This is a genomic window from Massilia genomosp. 1 (assembly GCF_011682185.1).
Taxonomy (GTDB): domain Bacteria; phylum Pseudomonadota; class Gammaproteobacteria; order Burkholderiales; family Burkholderiaceae_D; genus Telluria_A; species Telluria_A rubra.
This window is the reverse complement of sequence record NZ_WHJF01000088.1, coordinates 12,393-30,498: the sequence shown is the minus strand read 5'-3', so window position 1 is coordinate 30,498 and position 18,106 is coordinate 12,393. Positions and strand designations below refer to the sequence as shown.

The following is an 18,106-nucleotide window of genomic DNA, read 5'->3' as shown; positions in this document are numbered from 1 at the left end:
TCATCGAGACTTGCCGCAAGCGGGCCGTTTCCTCCTGGGTCTACATCGCCACTGTGATCGCCGCCGCCAGAAAGGGCGTCGCCACACCCTCGCTGCCGCCGATTCCGTCCGGGACGTGAACGGTTACACCGCCAGTGTTTCACGACAAATTGCAAAAAGGTCCCCGGGCCTATTGTCGTCCGTACATACGCCTGTTGCACTCCACACGCCATAGTTATTAAGGCGTACTCCCAATACGCCTTTTCCTGTTTCCATTCGCCCGTCATGCCCATAGGCACTGTCGGGTCTGGTCCTTACACTTATCCAGTCGGCATACGTTTCCCACAAGTCGACGCGCATCAGCGATTGATACGGGGGAGCGTTCCCCCTTGCCCAGAACCGGAGAGTACAACATGAAGAAGAACAGCCCAGCAACGACCAGCCCCGCCCCAGCCGGCAGCCGCCGCGATTTCCTCGGCAAGAGCGCCCTGGCGGGCCTGGCCACCGCAGGCGCCACCATCGGACTGACGGGATGCAAGGAAGAGGCCGCGCCAGGCAAGGCCGCCGGACCGGCGACACCGGCCAAAGCCGCCGACAGCGGCGAACACATCAAACCCGGCCAGCTCGACACCTACTACGCCTTCATCAGCGCCGGCCACGGCGGCGAAGTGCGCGTACTGGGCCTGCCGTCGGGCCGCACCCTGAAACGCATCCCGGTCTTCAATACCGATTGCATGGTCGGCTGGGGCATCACCAACGAATCGAAGGCGATCATCGGCACCAAGCCCGATGGCAGCCTGCAATACACCACCGGCGATACCCACCACGTACACGGCAGCTACAAGGACGGCACCTACGACAGCCGCTGGCTGTTCGTCAACGACAAGATCAACGCGCGCCTGGCCCGCATCCGCATGGATACGATGGAGTGCGACAAGATCACCAGCCTGCCGAACGTGATGGGCTTCCACGGCATTTTCCCGGACAAGCGCGACCCGGTCGATCCGGCCATCAACTACACCACGCGCGTCTTTTGCGGCACCGAATTCCACATGCCGCTGCCGAACGACGGACGCGACCTGGACGATCCGACCAAGTGGGGCTGCCTGTTCACCTGCGTCGACGCGGCCAGCATGGAAGTGCGCTGGCAGTGCCGGATCGACGGCAACATGGAGCTGGTCGCGTCCTCCTACGACGGCAAGCTGGCCGCCGCCACCCAGTACAACACCGAGGGCGGCGCGGACCTGGCGGGCATGATGTCGGCCGAACGCGACGCCTGCATCTTCTTCAACGTGGCCCGGATCGAGCAAGCCATCAAGGATGGCAAGGCCACCACCATCGGCAGTTCCAAGGTACCGGTGGTGGACGGGCGCAAGGCCGCCAACGACAACCCCGCCACCGCGTTGACCTGCTACGTGCCGGTCGGTAAGAATCCGCATGGCGTCAACGCCAGCCCGGATGGCAAGTATTTCGTGTGTGCAGGCAAATTGTCGCCAACCGCCACCGTGATCGAACTGAGCAAGGTACACGGCTGGTTCGGCGGCGATGTCAAGCTGCCGCGCGACTGCGTGGTGGCCGAGCCGGAACTGGGCCTGGGACCTTTGCATACCGCCTTCGATGGCAAGGGCAATGCCTTTACCTCGCTGTTCCTCGACAGCGCCGTCGTCAAGTGGAACGTGGACGCGTCGATTGCCCAGTTCAAGGGCGACAAGGCGGCCAAGGTGGTGCTCGACCGTATCGACGTGCATTACCAGCCCGGTCACGGCTATGCGTCGATGGGCGAAACCAAGGAAGCGGACGGCAAGTATTTCAACTCGGGCAACAAGTTCTCGAAAGACCGTTTCCTGCCGGTCGGCCCGCTGCATTGCGAAACCGAGCAGCTGATCGATATCAGCGGCGCCAAGATGAGCTTGATGGCCGACCATACGGCGTATCCGGAACCGCACGACGGCATCATCGTGCGCCGCGATGTGGTCAAGACGCGCCAGATCCACACCATGACCGACTTCCCGAATGCGGTCACGCCGGAAACCGCCGGCATCGAGCGCAAGGGCAACAAGGTGCAGGTGCGCCTGATGTCGCAGGCCCCGGCGTTCAGCATGCCGGTCATTAAGCTCAAGGTGGGCGACGAAGTCACCTTGACCCTGACCAACTACGACAAGGTGGAAGACCTGACCCACGGTTGCGCGCTTCCGACGTTTAACATCAACTTTATCGTCAATCCGCAGGAAACCAAGTCGGTCACCTTCAAGGCCGACCGGGCAGGGGCCTACTGGATGTACTGTACCCACTTCTGCCACGCGCTGCACCTGGAAATGCGCAGCCGCGTGCTGGTCGAAGCGTAAGCCTTGCCACCGATGCGCGCCGTACACGTCATCCTGCGCCTGTTCGGCCTGCTGCTGTTGTTGGCGGCGGCGGGGCCGGCGCGCGCCTCGGTGTACTCGGCCGAGCTGTCGCAGCAACTGCTGCATGGCCCGGACCTGTGCGCCGAGGCGCCTTGCCGCGATGTGATGCCGCAGGCGCAGAAGTTTTCGGTCCGCAAGGGCCGGCCGAGCTATGTCGAAGGCATCGCCGTCGCGGCGGACATGACCGAGCGCGTGGTCGGCTATGTTTTCCTGTCGACCGACGTGGTCGACATTCCCGCGTATTCCGGTAAACCGATCGTCACCCTGATCGGCATGGATACGCGCGGCATCATCACCGGGGTGCGCGTGCTCAAGCATTCCGAACCGATTCTGCTGGCGGGGATCGACGAATCGACCCTGCTCAAATTTATCGGCCAGTACATCGGCAAGGCCGGCGACGCCAAGCTCGAAATCGGCCACGGCGATGAAGCCAGCGGCACCGTCGGGCTCGATGCGATCAGCGGCGCCACCGTCACCGTCATCGCCGAAAACCAGGTCATTTCGCGCAGCGCCTACGAAATCGGGCGCCAGGTCGGCATCTTCAAGGGCGAAGTGCGGCCCGCGCCGCGCTACACGCCGCTCGACGAGCGCCTGAGCTGGCAGCAATTGCTGGACGAAGGCAGCGTGGTGCATTTCCCCTTGCAGCGCAAGGACGTGGGCCTGGCGGGCGACGCCGCCTACATCGACATGTATTTCGGCCACCTGAACGTGCCATCGGTCGGCATCAGCCTGCTGGGCGAGCCGGTCTACAAACGCCTGATGGCGGACCTGAAACCCGACGAGCAGGCCATGTTCATCATCGCCAACGGCGAAGCCTCGTTCAAGGGCTCGGGCTTCGTGCGCGGCGGCATTTACGACCGCATCCAGGTGCGCCAGGACCCGCAAAGCTTTACCTTCCGCGATACCGATTACCTGAACCTGTACGGCGTGCAGGCGCCCGGCGCGCCGGCGTTTACCGAGTCGGCCGTGTTCATCGTGCGCTCTGCCAACTTCAATCCGGCCTGGCCGTGGCAGCTGACGTTCCTGGCCAACAAGGCCGATCCGCAGAGCGGCGCCAAGACCTTCGTCCACTTCAACGCACCTTACTGGTTGCCGGCGCGCTACCTGGAAGGCGGGCGTCCGCACATCGTCCAGCCCGAGGCCACCTGGCGCGCCATCTGGAAGGGCAAGACTGTCCAGATCGGGCTGTTCCTGCTGGTGCTGGCCTTTACCGCAGTCATGTATTCGCAGCGCGACAAGCTGGTGCGCGCCTCCAGGCGCAAGCACAAGCCGTGGATCGAGCGGCCGCGCCACGTGCTGTGGCTGGTCAGCGTGGTGTTCCTCGGCTTTTACCTCAAGGCGCAACCGAGCATCACCCAGGTGCTGACGTGGTTCCATTCCTTGCTGCATCAGTGGAAGTGGGAATTGTTCCTGTCCGACCCCTTCATCTTCCTGTTCTGGTGGTTCATCATCGTCAGCGTGCTGGTGTGGGGCAGGGGTGTGTTTTGCGGCTGGCTGTGCCCGTTCGGCTCCTTGCAGCAACTGGCGCTGAGCACGGCTAAGGCGGTCGGGCTGGGGCGCTTCCAGAAGCTGCTGCCGAAACCCTTGCACGACAAGCTCAAGTGGATTAAATACGCGATTTTCGCGCTTCTGCTGGGCGTGTCGTTCTATTCCATGGAGATGGCTGAACAACTGGCCGAGGTGGAGCCGTTCAAGACGACCTTCATCATTGGCGTGTGGAACCGTACCTGGCCGTTCTGGGTGTTCATCGGTGCGATTCTCGGCTGGTCGTTCCTGAGCGAGCGGCCGTATTGCAAGTATCTGTGCCCGCTCGGCGCCGGCCTCGCCATTCCCGGCAAGTTCCGTCTGTTCGGACTCAAGCGCAAGGCCGAGTGCCAGACTTGCCACGCCTGCGCCGCCGGCTGCGGCTCGCATGCGATCGACAGCGCCGGCCGCATCGACCAGATGGAATGCATGCTGTGCCTCGACTGCATGATCTTGTACTACGACGACCATGCCTGCCCGCCGCTGGTCAAGGAACGCAAGCTGCGCGACAAGAATGGCGATGCGCTCACGCCCATCGATGCGGGCGGCTACTTTATCTCGCTCGATGCGGTGCGCGGCGCGCTCAAGGCCAAGGCGGACGCGTCTTCCGGGGAAGCGCCGTGATGATGCGCGCTGCCTGTGCTGCGCTGCTGGCCCTGTGCGCCGGCGCGGCCGGCGCCGCCGTGCTGCAAGTGCGCGCGGGCGAGTCGATCGGCGCCGCCGTGCGCGCCGCCAGCGCCGGCGACACCATCCTGATCGCGCGCGGCCTCTATAACGAGCGCCTGCTGATCGACAAGCCGCTGACCCTGCGCGGCCAGGGCCGGCCCACCATCAGCGCCCAGAACAGCGGCGACGTGATCCGGGTAAGCAGCAGCGATGTCACTATCGACGACCTGATCCTGCGCGACAGCGGCGCCGACCTCGAGCGCCAGAACGCCGGCGTGCATGTGCTGCCCGGTTTCGACCGCCTGATGCTGCGCAACTGCGTGCTCAGCTACACCCTGTTCGGCGTCTTCCTCGACAAGTCCGACCATTCCACCCTGAGCGGCAACACCATCACCGGCAAGCGCGACCTGCAATCGGCCGCGCGCGGCAACGGCATCCAGGTCTACAACAGCGCCCACGTGGAAGTGATCGACAACAACATCAGCTACGCGCGCGACGGCATCTATGTGGATATCTCGCGCCATGCGCTGTTTCGCGGCAACAAGATCCACCACCTGCGCTACGGCACCCACTATATGAACACCAACCACAGCACCTGGGAAAACAATGAGTCCTACCAAAACCGCGGTGGACTGGCGCTGATGGAAGTACGCAATCTGGTGGTGCGTAACAACATCGCCTGGGGCAACGAGGACCACGGCATCATGCTGCGCACGATCCAGGATTCTGTGATCGAAAACAATATTGTCGCGGCCAACGGGCGCGGCTTTTTCGTGTACGACGCCGAGTACAACGTGCTGCGCAACAACCTGGTCATCAACAACCGCACCGGCGTCCACCTGTCGGCCGGATCGTCGAACAACGCGGTCGATGGCAACGATTTTATCGGCAACGAAGAAGCGGTCAAGTTCGTGGCCGCGCGCGACGTCGCCTGGGGCCGCACGCGCGGCAATTACTGGAGCGGATACAACGGCTGGGACCAGGGCGGCGACGGCGCCGGCGACCTGCCCTACGAGGCAAACGACATGGTTGACCGCCTTAACTGGCAATACCCGCTGGTCAAGCTGCTCCTCTCCAGTCCGTCGGTAAGCACCTTGCGCTTCGTGGCGCGCCAGTTCCCCGTGCTGCGCGCGCCCAGCGTGGTGGACCGGCATCCGCGCATGCGGCCCAATAATCCTGACTGGCAACGCTGGAATGACAAACATGTCCATTGAACTCGACGCCGTGAGCAAATCGTTCGGCCCGGTCGAGGCGATCCGGAACGTCTCCCTGAATGTCAAGCAGGGCGACATGTTCGGCCTGATCGGCCACAACGGCGCCGGCAAGAGCACCCTCTTCAAGCTGATGCTCGGCCTGCTGCCGGCCAGCGCCGGCACGGTGAAGGTGGGCGGCGTGGAAACCTCGAGCGCGCAGTTCCGCCAGGTGCGGCGCCGCATCGGCTATCTGCCGGAAAGTTTTGTCAGCTACGACAACCTCTCCGGCCTGGAAGTGCTGCAACTGTTCGCCGACCTCAAGCAGGTGGCGCGGGCCGAATGCGGGCGCGTGCTGCGCCGGGTGGGTCTTGCCGACGCATCCGGGCGGCGCCTCAATACCTATTCGAAAGGCATGCGCCAGCGCCTCGGCTTTGCCCAAGTGCTGCTGGGCGACCCGGCATTGATCTTCCTGGACGAGCCGACCAACGGCCTCGACCCGGAAGGCATCGCCGATTTCTACAGCATCCTGCGCGAGGCGCAAGGGCGCGGCGCGACCATCGTGATCACCTCGCACATCCTGGCCGAAATCGAGGACCGGGTCGACCGCCTGCTCATCCTCGACGCTGGCCAGGTGGCCGCGCTCGGCACCCTGGCCGAGTTGCGCGCGCGCCAGGTGCTGCCCTCGCACGTCGAGGCGCAGCTCTTGCCCGGCGGCGGCGACAAGGCCGGGCCGGCGCTGGCGCATCTGGCGGGCTTGACCATCATTATCGATGGCGACCATGCCAGCATCGCCTGCGCCGCCGCGCAGAAGGCCCCCGTGCTGGCCGCGCTGGCCCCGATGCTGTTGGATGTGACCATCCGCGAACCCTCGCTGGAAGACTTGTTCCTCGGTTATGGAGGCCACCATGCACGCGCGCATTGAATGGGGCCAGGTGCGCGTGATCGCCGCCAAGGAATTTCGCGACCGCATCCGCAACCGCTGGGTGCTGGCCGTGGCCCTCATCTTCGCCCTGTTCGCGCTGGCGATCGCCTACTTTGGCGCCTCGCAGCAGGGCGAGGTGGGTTTTCGCAGCATCGACGTCACCGTGGCCAGCCTGGTCAGCCTGGTGATCTACCTGGTGCCGCTGATCGCGCTCATCCTCGGCTACGACGCCATCGTGGGCGAGCGCGAGCGCGGTTCGCTGGAACTGATGCTGTCGATGCCGATCACCCGCTTCGAGATTTTGCTGGGTAAATATTGCGGCTTGTCGGCCGCGCTGGCCAGTTCCACCGTGCTCGGCTTCGGCGCCGGCCTGCTGCCGCTGGCGGCCGAGCTGACCGTGCGCGACGGCTACCACTACGCCGGTTTTGTGGGCAGCGCCATCTTGATGGGCATGGCTTTCCTGAGCATCTCGATGCTGGTGTCGGTGCTGGCGCTCGACCGCGTGCGCGCCAGCGGCGTGGCGATCGGCCTGTGGTTCTTTTTCGTGCTGATTTTCGACTTGCTGCTGATGGGCGCGCTGGTGCTCAGCCAGGGCCGCTTGAGCAGCCATGCCTTCGCGGCGTTGTTGATGCTCAATCCGGCCGATGTGTTCCGTCTGCTCAATATTTTCAGTTCGGAACAGGCGCAAAGCCTGTACGGACTGGCCACCGTCATGCCGGGCGGCCTGACTGAGCCGGCCGCGCTGCTGGCGATCATGGCCGCCTGGGTCGTGCTGCCCTTCTTGCTTGCCAACTGGAGTTTCAAATGTCCTTCAAGATGAGCCGCCTGCTGGCCGCGCTGGCTACCGCCGGCCTGCTGGCCGCGTGCGGCGAGCAGCTTCTCACCGCCACCGCCCAGGAGCCGGGCAGCGACACCGCCTGCGCGCTGGACGGCATGGTGCTGCTCGACTTTGCCGGTCCCAAGGCGCAGATCCAGTATGCCGAGGGCAAGGCCGATTATTACTGCGACCTGATGGAGTTGTTCACGGTGATGCTCGCACCCGAGCACAAGCGGCGCATCGCCGGCGTATTCGTGCAGGACATGGGCAAGACGGCGTGGGACAAGCCGAGCGGGCACTGGATTGCCGCGAAGGATGCGCTGTACGTGGTCGGCAGCAAGAAGCAGGGCTCGATGGGGCCGACCTTCGGCTCCTTCTCGGACCCCGCCCAGGCGGCCGCCTTTGCCAAGGCCGAGGGCGGCAAGGTGCTGCCCTACAGCCAGATCACGGCGGCCATGCTCGACACTGGCCACGCCGCCGGCGACATGCGCCATTGATTGTCCCCATTTTTAACGACTGGAAGAACACCATGAAAAACACGACCTTGCTTTCCCTGCTGATGCTGGCCGCGCTGGCCGCTTGCGGCGACAAGGCGCCGGCTCCCGCCGCCGCCACGCCTGAGAGCGCCCCGGCGAGCGCCGCCATCACGCCCGCACCGGCACCGCCGTCCGCCGCTGCCCCTGCGGCAGCGCCGGCGCCGGCCGCTCCCAGCGCGGCCGTGCTGGCCGCCGGCGAAAAGATCTACACTGCCTCGTGCGCTTCGTGCCACGCGGCAGCGGTGATGGGCGCGCCGAAACTGGGCGACCAGCCGTCCTGGACGCCGCGTATCGCCAAAGGCGTCGAGGTGCTGTACGCAAGCGCCATGAATGGCTTCAAGATGATGCCGCCGCGCGGTGGCAACGCCGCCCTCAAGGATGAGGAAATCAAGTCGGTGGTCGATTTCATGGTCAGCAAGGCGCAATAAACCCCGGATGCGCGCCTTTCAACGCACGCTGATCGTGGCGCTGCTTTGCCTGCTGGGGCTGGCCGCGTGCCAGCGCCCCGGCGTCGTGCATCGCACCCGCGGGCACGTGTTCGGTACAAAGGTCGAGGTCAGCATCTATGGCGGTTCGCCCGAACGCGCCGCCGCGCTCAGCGGCGCGGTGCTGAACGAATTCGACCGCCTGCATCACAAATATCATGCCTGGCAGCCGAGCATGCTCACCTCGCTCAACGACGCCATCGCGCGCGGCGAGCCGTTTACCGCCGACGCCGAGATGGTATCCCTGCTGCAATCGGCCACCGTGGTGGCGGACCGCTCCGGCAACCTGTTCAACCCGGCGATCGGGCGCCTGATCCGCCTGTGGGGCTTCCAGAGCAGCGACATTGCGGCACAGGCCCCGGCGGCGGCCGATGTCCGGCGCTGGCTCGACGCGCGCCCGCGCCTGTCGGACCTGCGCTATGAGGGCAACACGATTTCGAGTACCAACAAGGCCGTCATGATCGACCTGGGCGGCTACGCCAAAGGCTACGCGCTCGACCGCGCCGCGCTGATCTTGCGCCAGGGCGGGGTCGAGGCGGCATTGGTCAACGTGGGCGGCAATGTGATCGCCATCGGCCAGCCGGGCGGGCGGGCGTGGCGGGTCGGCATCCAGGACCCGCGCGCGGGCGGCGCCCTGGCCCAGGTGGACCTGCGCGACAACGAAGCGATGGGCACGAGCGGCGACTACCAGCGCTATTTTCTCAAGGACGGCAAGCGCCACCCGCACATCATCGACCCGCGCAGCGGCTATCCGATCGACCTGGTGGCCTCGGTGACGATCATCACGGCCGGCGGGAGCGACGCCGGACTGCGCTCTGACGGCAACTCGAAACCGATGTTCATCACCGGGCCGGCCGGATGGGAGGCGATGGCCGCGCAGATGGGCCTGGCCGAAGTGATGCTGATCGACGCCCAAGGCAAGGCATACACCACGGCGGCCATGGGCGCGCGCCTGGCGGCGGCGCGGAAGGGTGGGGCGGCGTCAAAATAGTTTCCGTGCGGGAATCAAAATATCGGAAAGTTTACTTGCGGCTAGAATAGTGATTCGACAACATGCGGCTGGACATCGGCGCGCTTGATCCCACTCATATCACCGGAGAATAACTTGCCTAAACACTTAATCAAAATTTCAATGCTGTGCGCCGCGGTGCTGATGGCAGGTTGCGAAACCACCGGCTCCAAGCAGGCCGACCCGAACGCGGTCGAAGCGCCATCGCCGAAGAATCCGGATTTCGCCGGCGAGATGGCCAAGTTCGATGCGCAATTCCCGAACGCCAAAGCGACCAAGTACGAAAACGAATCGATCGCCTTTAACAACGACCGCAAACTCGATCAAAAAGGCGATTGCCACGGCAAGTCGAAATACCCGGTCACGATCGTGCTGATCCTCGACGCCGACGGCAAAGTCACCAAAACCATGACCGACGTCGAAAACGCCAAGGCGGCGTGCTTCCGCAGCGCCTACAACGGCGTGCAATTCCCGCGTCCGCCGATGGCCCCGTACCGCAAGGCGATTCTGCTGAAGTAATTGCTGTTCTCCCGCCGCGACCGACCGCCTTTGCCGCTTGCGCGCAAGGCGGTAATCGTCGTCGAGCCTGTTCTATAAGCGGGTCAAGCGAGAACTGGAACGCGACTTGGGTGGCCTCGGCTTCGCGTCGTTGACGTAGATGCGTCCTGGCCTGATCGGCGCCGCGCGCGAGACGGTGCGCACCGACGGGCGGCTGTCCACGCACGCGCTGTCGCGAGCGGCCCTGTACTGCCGCACCGCTCGCGCCTCAATCGGGCAGCCGCACTTGCCGCTGTCCTGCTCGACGCGGCTATCGATACCGGGCCTGGCCTGCATGTGGTCGGCTACGGGCGGCTTCTCTAAAGTCTTTTTGCGCGCGCAACGTCGATCGACGTTCTTGCGTCGCCCTGTATCCTGAGGTCTGCCTGAAGAAACGTCAGATAGGTTTATATGCGCCGGGGCCAGCGCCGGGCGGTATGCTGAACCCGCAATATCTCCACATCGTCTCCGCGTACCCTATACGGAATGATGTAGTTGGGATGAATGACTAATTCGCGCGTGCCACGAACTCGACCGGGCCGCCCGATGCCGGGAAATTCGACCAGGCTGTTTGCTTTCTCTTGAATTTCCAAAGCAAACGACCTCGCGCGTTCGGCATTGTCCCGCTCTATGTACTCCACGATGGCGACGAGGTCGGCCAACGCGGATTTGGTCCACTTAACCGCCATATTTAGCGAAAAAAGAATTCACTTCACTGGCACTTGCGAACTCGCCGCGATCGGCTTGCGCGATGCCTTCCTTGATGGCCTCGATTTGTAAGGATTCGGCCTTCATGTAGTCGCGTAGAGCGGCCACGGTGATTGTGCTCTCGTCCCGGCCCGTGGCCTGAACGAGCTTCTCAAGCTGACCGGCCAGGTCGGCAGGGACAAGGACAGTCATTGATTTGTCGGCGTCTGGATTCATGATTTCCGTTGCGGTAGCGTGAACATGTGGGACGTAATCAGTGTACGTCCTGCCGCCCCAAAGTCAACCAGCTTGCGTTGGCAGGCATTGCCCATCCACCCCAGCCCAACGTCCACCATCGCGGCTGGCTCGATGAGCGGTCTGTTTTTGCAGGGTTAGCCGGATTGGCATGCGGGGCAATACTCCGGCTTGCAATGGCCGCCAGCCTGCGCTGTTCGGCAGCGGTGCCAGCGGCGTCAACGCCTTCCCTGGTCCCCATCGGCCACGCCCAGCGCGCGCAGCGAAAACGCGGTCACGTGGCGCGCCAGGGCGCGGATGCCGGCTTCGTCGTACACCATGTCGGGCGCCAGCAGTTCATTGACCGGCCGCGAGTGGTCGTAATACAGCAACTGGCCCAGGATGCTGAACAGGTTGTTGCGGATCTCGATGTCGCTCGTATCCGCCGGTGCGATCTCGCGCACCAGTTCGAGCATCACCACCTGGAGCGGCAGGATCAGGGTGTCGACGATGTGGCCCAGGGCGGCGGTCGGTTCCACCAGTTCCCAGCTGATCAGCCTGGTGATGAGCGAGTGGGGGCCGGTGCTCATCATGTCGACCATCAGGCGCTCGATCAGGTCGCCGAGGCGGCGGGCGGCCGGCACCGACTGGTCGCGCGCCGGCACGGTCAGCTCGTCCATCTCCTCGGCGCCGCCCTCGCGGTCGATGATCGCCACGTACAAGCCATCCTTGCTTCCAAAGTAATAGTTGACCATCGCCAGGTTGGCCCCGGCGCGTTCGCAGATCTTGCGCACCGACGTGCCCCGGAAGCCCTTTTCGGCAAAGCACTCGGTGGCCGCGCTGATGATGCGATTGCGCACGTCGTTGTCGTCAGCCTTCATCTTCAAGATACTCCTGTTTTATGCGAATTAAACATGTGTTTAATCTCTGATTTTTGAATTGTACCTAGCAGGCCACGGCTTGTCCATGCGTTTCCGCCAAGGTGCCGGCAATGCCGCATGATCGAACGAAATTTCTGGTTGACAACTAAACAGGTGTTTGATACAGTCGTATTAAACGCTTGTTTGAAACACTTGTTTGGCGCCATCCAAGGCAAGTCCAGGCTTGCCGCGACAGGCGCCCACCGTTCAACGAAGGAAGCTCACCATGCAATCGAAGCACTTTATCCGCACCGCCAAACCGGCCGCCGGCCTCGCTCTCGCCCTGGGCGTCGCCGTGCTGGTCGCCGCTTGCGGCAAACACGCCCCCGCCGCACCGCCACCGTCCGCTCCCGCCCACGTCGTGGTGCATACCATCGCGGCCCAGCCAATGACGGTCACCACCGAACTGGCCGGGCGCACCTCGGCGTTCCAGGTGGCCGATGTGCGGCCCCAGGTCGGCGGCCTGATTTTGAAGCGCCTGTTCGTGGAAGGCTCCACCGTCAGGGCCGGCACGGCGCTGTACCAGATCGATCCGGCCAGCTTTGTCGCGGCCGTCAATTCGGCCAAGGCGACCCTGGCCAGCGCCCGCGCCCGCGCGCTGGCGGCCGAGCCGAAGGCGAAGCGCTACAAGCAATTGCTGGCTATCGAGGGCGTCAGCAAGCAGGATGTGGAAGATGCGCTCGCTGCCGCCGCCCAGGCGCGCGCCGAAGTCGACTCGGCCCAGGCCGCGCTCGACGTGGCGAACATCAATTTGAAGTACACCAATGTGTATGCGCCGATCGGCGGCCACATCAGCCGTTCGAAGGTGACCGCCGGCGCCCTCGTGACCGCCGGCCAGGCCGATGCGCTGACCACCGTGCAGCAGCTCGACCCGATCTATGTGGATGTGACCCAGTCCAGCACCGAACTGCTGGCGCTGCGCCGCCGTTTCGAATCCGGCAAGCTGAAACAGGCCGACGGCGGTCAGGCCTCGGTCAGCCTGTTGCTGGCCGACGGCAGCCAGTATGCGGCGCAAGGCAAGCTGCAATTTGCCGACGTCAGCGTCGATGCCGGCACCGGCAACGTGACCCTGCGCGCGCTGTTCCCGAATCCGAAAGGCGAACTGATGCCCGGCATGTATGTGCGCGCCGTGCTCGACAGCGGGTTGGACGACCAGGCCATCACCGTGCCGCAGGTCGGGGTGACGCGCAACCAGCGCGGCGAAGCGACCGCGCTGGTGTTAAACAAGGAAAACAAGGTCGAGCAGCGCGTGCTGAGCACGGGCGCGGCGGTGGGCGACAAATGGGTGGTCAACGCCGGCCTGGCGCCGGGCGACCGCGTGATCGTCGAAGGCTTGCAGCAAGTGCAGCCAGGCGCGCCCGCCGTGGCCGTGCCTGCCGCCGCACCGGCCGCCTCGCGCGCCACCCCGGCGGGAGCATAAGCATGGCCCGTTTCTTTATCGACCGACCGATCTTCGCGTGGGTGATCGCGCTGGTGATCATGCTGGGCGGCGTGCTGGCCATCATGGGCTTGCCGATTTCGCAGTATCCGAGCATTGCGCCGCCCTCGATTTCGATCAGCGGCAATTATCCGGGCGCGTCCGCCAAGACGGTGGAAGACGCCGTGACCCAGATCATCGAGCAAAAGATGAAGGGCATCGATGGCTTGCAATACATGTCGTCGAGCAGCGATTCGAGCGGCTCCATCGGCATCACCCTGACCTTCAAGAACGGTACCGATCCGGACATCGCCCAGGTGCAGGTGCAGAACAAGCTGCAACTGGCCACGCCCTTGCTGCCGGCCGCCGTCACCCAGCAGGGCCTGGTGGTGAGCAAGGCCACCATGAATTTCCTGATGGTGCTCGGTTTTGTGTCGGAAAACGGCAAGATGGAATAAGCCGACCTGGGCGACTATGTCGCTTCCAGCGTGGTCGACTCGCTCAGCCGCGTCGACGGTGTGGGCGAAGTGACCCAGTTCGGCTCGCAGTACGCGATGCGGATCTGGCTCGATCCCGCCAAGCTGCTCAGCTACCAGCTCATTGCCGACGACATCGCCAATGCCATCCGCGCCCAGAACGCGGAAGTGTCGGCCGGCGAACTGGGCGGTGCGCCAGCGCGGCGCGGCCAGCAACTGAACGCGACCGTGTCGGCCCAGAGCCGCCTGCAAACCAAGGAGCAGTTCGGTGCGATCCTGGTCAAGACCCGCGCCGACGGCGCCGTGGTCCGCCTGCGCGACGTGGCCAGCATGGAGCTCGGTAGCGAGAGCTACAACATCGTGGCCCGTTTCAACGGCAAATCGGCGGCCGGCGTGGCGATCAAGCTCGCCACCGGCGGCAACGCGCTCGCTACCGCGACCAAGGTCAAGGCCAGGATCGCGGAGATGGAAAAGAACTTCCCGGCCGGGATGAAAGCCGTGGTGGCCTTCGACACTTCGCCGTTCGTCAAGCTGTCGATCGAGGAAGTGGTCAAGACCCTGGTCGAAGCGATCGTGCTGGTGTTCCTGGTGATGTACCTGTTCCTGCAAAATTTGCGCGCCACCCTGATTCCGACCATGGCCGTGCCGGTCGTGCTGCTCGGCACCTTCGGCGTGCTCAGCATGCTCGGCTATTCGATCAACACCCTCACCATGTTCGCCATGGTGCTGGCGATCGGCTTGCTGGTCGATGACGCCATCGTCGTGGTCGAGAACGTCGAGCGCATCATGAGCGAAGAAGGCTTGTCGCCGGTCGAAGCGACCAAGAAATCGATGACCCAGATTACCGGCGCACTGGTCGGTATCGCGCTGGTGCTGTCGGCCGTGTTCGTGCCGATGGCGTTTTTCAGCGGTTCGACCGGCGTGATCTATCGCCAGTTCTCGATCACGATCGTCTCGGCCATGGTGCTGTCGGTGGTCGTCGCCATGGTGTTCACCCCGGCGCTGTGCGCCACCTTGCTGCAGCCGGTCGAACAAGGCCACAAGGCGGCCTCCACCGGCTTTTTCGGCTGGTTCAACCGCGCTTTCGACAAGGGCAGCCGCCGTTACCAGGGCTGGGTCGCTACCCTGATCGCGCGCACCGGCCGCACCCTGGTCGTGTACGCCATCCTGGCGCTGGTGATGGCCTTTGCCTTCCTGCGCCTGCCAACCTCGTTCCTGCCGGCGGAAGACCAGGGCATCCTGTACACCCTGGTGCAGTTGCCGGTCGGCGCCACCCAGGAGCGCACGCTCAAGGTCGTCGAGCAAGTCGAGCAGCATTACTTGAGCGAGCAGAAGGACGCGGTGGAATCGGTGTTTTCGGTGGCCGGCTTCAGCTTCGCCGGTAACGGCCAGAACGCGGCCATGGCCTTCGTCAAGCTCAAGGAGTTCGACGAGCGCGGCAAGGACAGCCTGCGCGCGCCCGCCGTGGTCGGCAAGGCCATGGGCCGCTTCTCGCAGTTCAAGGATGCGATGGTGTTCGCGATCGCCCCGCCGGCGGTGATGGAACTGGGCAACGCGAATGGCTTCGACCTGATGCTCAAGGACGAAGGCGGCCTCGGCCACGACGCCTTGATGGCAGCGCGTAAGCAGTTGCTCGGCATGGCCGCGCAAAGCAAGATCGTCACGCAGGTCCGTCCCAACGGCCTGGAAGATTCACCCCAGTACAAGCTGGAAATCGACCAGGGAAAGGCCAGCGCGCTCGGTTTGTCGATCGCCGACATCAACAGCGTGCTGTCGAGCTCCTGGGGTGGCGCCTACGTGAACGACTTCATCGATCGCGGCCGCGTCAAGAAGGTGTACATGCAGGGCGCGCCGGATGCGCGCATGGCGCCGGACGACATCGGCAAGTGGTATGCCCGCAACGCCAAGGGCGAGATGGTGTCGTTCTCGACCTTTGCCAGCGGCAAATGGATCAGCGCATCGCCGCGCCTGGAACGCTACAACGGTACGCCGTCGCTCAACATCCAGGGCGAGGCGGCGCCCGGCTTCAGTTCGGGCGACGCCATGCTGGAAATGGAAGCCCTGGTCGCCAAGCTGCCGCCGGGCGTGGGCTACGAGTGGAACGGCGTCTCGGTCGAGGAGCGCGCCGCTGGTTCGCAAACCACCATGCTGTACGCCATGTCGCTGCTGATCGTGTTCCTGTGCCTGGCCGCGCTGTATGAAAGCTGGTCGATTCCATTCTCGGTGCTGCTGGTGGTGCCGCTGGGCGTGCTCGGTACCGTGCTCGGCACCATGGTGTTCGGCCTGTCGAACGATGTGTATTTCCAGGTGGCGCTGCTGACGGTGGTGGGCCTGGCTGCCAAGAACGCGATCTTGATTGTCGAGTTTGCCAAGGAACTGGAAGACGGCGGCATGGACGTGAAGAAAGCGACCCTGGAAGCGGTACACCTGCGCCTGCGTCCGATCCTGATGACCTCGATTGCCTTCGGCCTCGGCGTGTTGCCGCTGGCGATCAGCAGCGGGGCCGGCTCGGCCAGCCAGAACGCCATCGGTATCGGCGTGCTGGGCGGGATGCTGAGCGCGACCTTCCTGGGCATCTTTTTCGTGCCGGTGTTCTTCGTGGTGGTCCGCGCCTTCGTGGTCCGCAAAAACAAGGGGGCGGGCGCGCCTGCCGTCGCTACCGTGGAAGGCCATTGAGATGAACAAGCAAATGACGAGTGTGATGACAAGCGTGATGGGTTCGGCCCTGAAACTGACCTTACTCGCCGCCGTGATCAGCGGCTGCACAATGATGCCCACGTACCAGCAGCCGGTCAGCCCGGTCGCTGCGGCTTGGCCTGCCGGCACGGCCTACCCGGCGCAGGACGCCCAGGGCAGGCCAGCGGCGGAGGTCGCCTGGCGCGACTACTTCGCCGACGAGCGCCTGAAGCAACTGATCGCCCTGGCGCTGGAGAACAACCGCGATCTGCGCGTGGCGGCGCTCAATATCGACAAGGCGCGCGCCCAGTACCGCATCGAACGCGCGGCGCTGCTGCCGTCGGTGGCGGCGCTCGCCAGCCAGAACGCCCAGCGCAGCGCCGACAATCTGAGCGTGGGCGGGCAGGGCGGCGTGAGCCGGCAATACGGCGTACACCTCGGCGTGGCGGCGTGGGAAGTCGACCTGTTCGGCCGCGTGCGCAGCTTGTCGGAAGGGGCGCTGCAAACCTATCTGGGCGTCGAGGAAACGCGCGCCAGCATACAGATCTCGCTGGTGGCCGAAGTGGCCAACGCCTACCTGACCCTGATGGCCGACCAGGAACGGCTGGCCCTGGCGCGCCAGACCTTGTCCAGCCAGCAGCGTTCTTTGGCCCTGAGCGAAAGCCGGGTCAAGGCCGGCGTCGCGGCCGGGCTGGACCTGTACCAGGCGTACACCACCGTGGAAACGGCGCGCGCCGACGCCGCCGCCTACACGGCCCAGGTGGCGCAGGACCAGAACGCGCTGGCCCGGCTGGCCGGGGCCGCCGTCCCGGGCGACTTGCTGCCGCCGGCCGGCCTGGCGGGCGTGACCGCGCTGCTTGATGTCGGCGCCGGCTTGCCGTCGGACTTGCTGTACCGCCGGCCGGACGTACTCGCCGCCGAACGCACCCTGCAAGCGAGCAACGCCAATATCGGCGCGGCGCGCGCGGCGTTCTTCCCGCGCATCACCCTGACCGGGCAGGCCGGCACGGCCAGTTCCAGCTTGTCTGGCCTGTTCGACAGCGGCTCGGGCGCCTGGAGTTTTGCGCCCTCGATCAGCCTGCCGATCTTCAATGGCGGCGCCAACCGCGCCAACCTGGAAGTGGCCAAGGTCGGCCGCGACATTGGCGTGGCGCAGTACGAGAAAACCATCCAGGTCGCGTTTCGCGAAGTGGCCGACGCCCTGGCCCGGCGCGGCACGGTGGACGAGCGCCTGGCCGCCCAGCAGCAACTGGTGGCGGCGTCCGACAAGAGCTACCGCATCTACGAGGCGCGCTACAAGAACGGCGCCGATACGTTCCAGAATGCGCTGATCGCCCAGCGCGCGCTGTACGCGGCGCAGCAGGGCCTCATTTCGGTGCGGCTGGCCGAGCAGGCCAGCCGGGTGACCTTGTACAAGGTGCTCGGCGGCGGCTGGCAGGTGCGCGATGGCGCGCCAGTGCCGGCGCAGGGATGATGCGGTTTTAAGCAACCGCTTTCACCGTCGACAATCCCGCTACGGCGCATGAGCGGCAGCGGGATTTTTTGTCGCCGACAAACGCACATGGCACAGTGCCGCGCAGATGGACACAATCTGTTTCTTTCCAAGTAAATAGTACGCTAAAC

General features: G+C 64.6%; 14 protein-coding genes and 1 pseudogene. 12 read left to right on the top strand and 3 right to left on the bottom strand.

The genetic code is table 11. The features are described from left to right. Positions 1-392: 392 nt before the first annotated feature. The 9 genes from nosZ to F1735_RS25355 all read left to right on the top strand — a co-directional run bounded on the left by nosZ (position 393) and on the right by F1735_RS25355 (position 10,055). Positions 393-2,324: a TAT-dependent nitrous-oxide reductase gene (gene nosZ / locus F1735_RS25395; RefSeq protein WP_167239519.1), complete on the top strand. Its 1,932-nt coding sequence runs from the start codon at positions 393-395 to the stop codon at positions 2,322-2,324. Positions 2,325-2,336: 12 nt separating this feature from the next. Then, positions 2,337-4,532 (top strand): 4Fe-4S binding protein, encoded by a 2,196-nt coding sequence (locus tag F1735_RS25390; protein ID WP_167239518.1) that lies wholly within the window; start codon positions 2,337-2,339, stop codon positions 4,530-4,532. Next, the gene (locus F1735_RS25385) at positions 4,532-5,788 is read left to right on the top strand and encodes a nitrous oxide reductase family maturation protein NosD (protein WP_229505956.1); all 1,257 of its coding nucleotides are present in this window, start codon (positions 4,532-4,534) and stop codon (positions 5,786-5,788) included. Before F1735_RS25390 ends, F1735_RS25385 begins: the two co-directional genes overlap by 1 nt. Continuing rightward, positions 5,778-6,689, top strand: coding sequence for an ABC transporter ATP-binding protein (locus tag F1735_RS25380; RefSeq protein ID WP_222853071.1), 912 nt, complete (start codon positions 5,778-5,780; stop codon positions 6,687-6,689). The genes F1735_RS25385 and F1735_RS25380 overlap by 11 nt, the downstream gene beginning before the upstream one ends. Continuing rightward, entirely contained in the window at positions 6,673-7,509 is an 837-nt protein-coding gene (locus F1735_RS25375) for an ABC transporter permease (protein ID WP_187364355.1), read from the top strand. The genes F1735_RS25380 and F1735_RS25375 overlap by 17 nt, the downstream gene beginning before the upstream one ends. Next, positions 7,494-8,003, top strand: coding sequence for a nitrous oxide reductase accessory protein NosL (locus F1735_RS25370; RefSeq protein WP_166888250.1), 510 nt, complete (start codon positions 7,494-7,496; stop codon positions 8,001-8,003). The genes F1735_RS25375 and F1735_RS25370 overlap by 16 nt, the downstream gene beginning before the upstream one ends. Positions 8,004-8,035: 32 nt before the next feature. Next, the gene (locus F1735_RS25365) at positions 8,036-8,470 is read left to right on the top strand and encodes a c-type cytochrome (RefSeq protein WP_167239516.1); all 435 of its coding nucleotides are present in this window, start codon (positions 8,036-8,038) and stop codon (positions 8,468-8,470) included. Positions 8,471-8,477: 7 nt separating this feature from the next. Then, a complete protein-coding gene (locus tag F1735_RS25360) occupies positions 8,478-9,518 on the top strand; it encodes an FAD:protein FMN transferase (protein WP_167239515.1) in 1,041 nt (346 codons plus the stop codon). A gap of 114 nt (positions 9,519-9,632) precedes the next feature. Then, positions 9,633-10,055 (top strand): hypothetical protein, encoded by a 423-nt coding sequence (locus tag F1735_RS25355; RefSeq protein WP_167239514.1) that lies wholly within the window; start codon positions 9,633-9,635, stop codon positions 10,053-10,055. 425 nt (positions 10,056-10,480) lie between these two features. Here F1735_RS25355 and F1735_RS25350 read toward each other — a convergent pair whose 3' ends face one another. From F1735_RS25350 to F1735_RS25340, 3 genes are all read right to left on the bottom strand, one after another. Continuing rightward, a complete protein-coding gene (locus tag F1735_RS25350) occupies positions 10,481-10,735 on the bottom strand; it encodes a type II toxin-antitoxin system RelE/ParE family toxin (RefSeq protein WP_229505953.1) in 255 nt (84 codons plus the stop codon). 16 nt (positions 10,736-10,751) lie between these two features. Continuing rightward, positions 10,752-10,997: a CopG family ribbon-helix-helix protein gene (locus F1735_RS25345; protein ID WP_167239512.1), complete on the bottom strand. Its 246-nt coding sequence runs from the start codon at positions 10,995-10,997 to the stop codon at positions 10,752-10,754. 236 nt (positions 10,998-11,233) lie between these two features. Further along, the gene (locus tag F1735_RS25340) at positions 11,234-11,875 is read right to left on the bottom strand and encodes a CerR family C-terminal domain-containing protein (protein WP_229505955.1); all 642 of its coding nucleotides are present in this window, start codon (positions 11,873-11,875) and stop codon (positions 11,234-11,236) included. A 265-nt stretch (positions 11,876-12,140) separates the two neighbouring features. On the opposite strand from F1735_RS25340, the gene F1735_RS25335 reads away from it, so the two are divergent. The 3 genes and pseudogenes from F1735_RS25335 to F1735_RS25325 all read left to right on the top strand — a co-directional run bounded on the left by F1735_RS25335 (position 12,141) and on the right by F1735_RS25325 (position 17,957). Next, positions 12,141-13,334 (top strand): efflux RND transporter periplasmic adaptor subunit, encoded by a 1,194-nt coding sequence (locus tag F1735_RS25335; protein WP_167239510.1) that lies wholly within the window; start codon positions 12,141-12,143, stop codon positions 13,332-13,334. 2 nt (positions 13,335-13,336) lie between these two features. Next, positions 13,337-16,483: pseudogene (locus tag F1735_RS25330) on the top strand (efflux RND transporter permease subunit). A gap of 1 nt (position 16,484) precedes the next feature. Continuing rightward, positions 16,485-17,957 carry an efflux transporter outer membrane subunit gene (locus F1735_RS25325; RefSeq protein ID WP_308628010.1) on the top strand — a complete coding sequence of 491 codons (1,473 nt, stop codon included), beginning with the start codon at positions 16,485-16,487 and terminating at the stop codon, positions 17,955-17,957. The last annotated feature ends 149 nt before the right edge of the window (positions 17,958-18,106 follow it).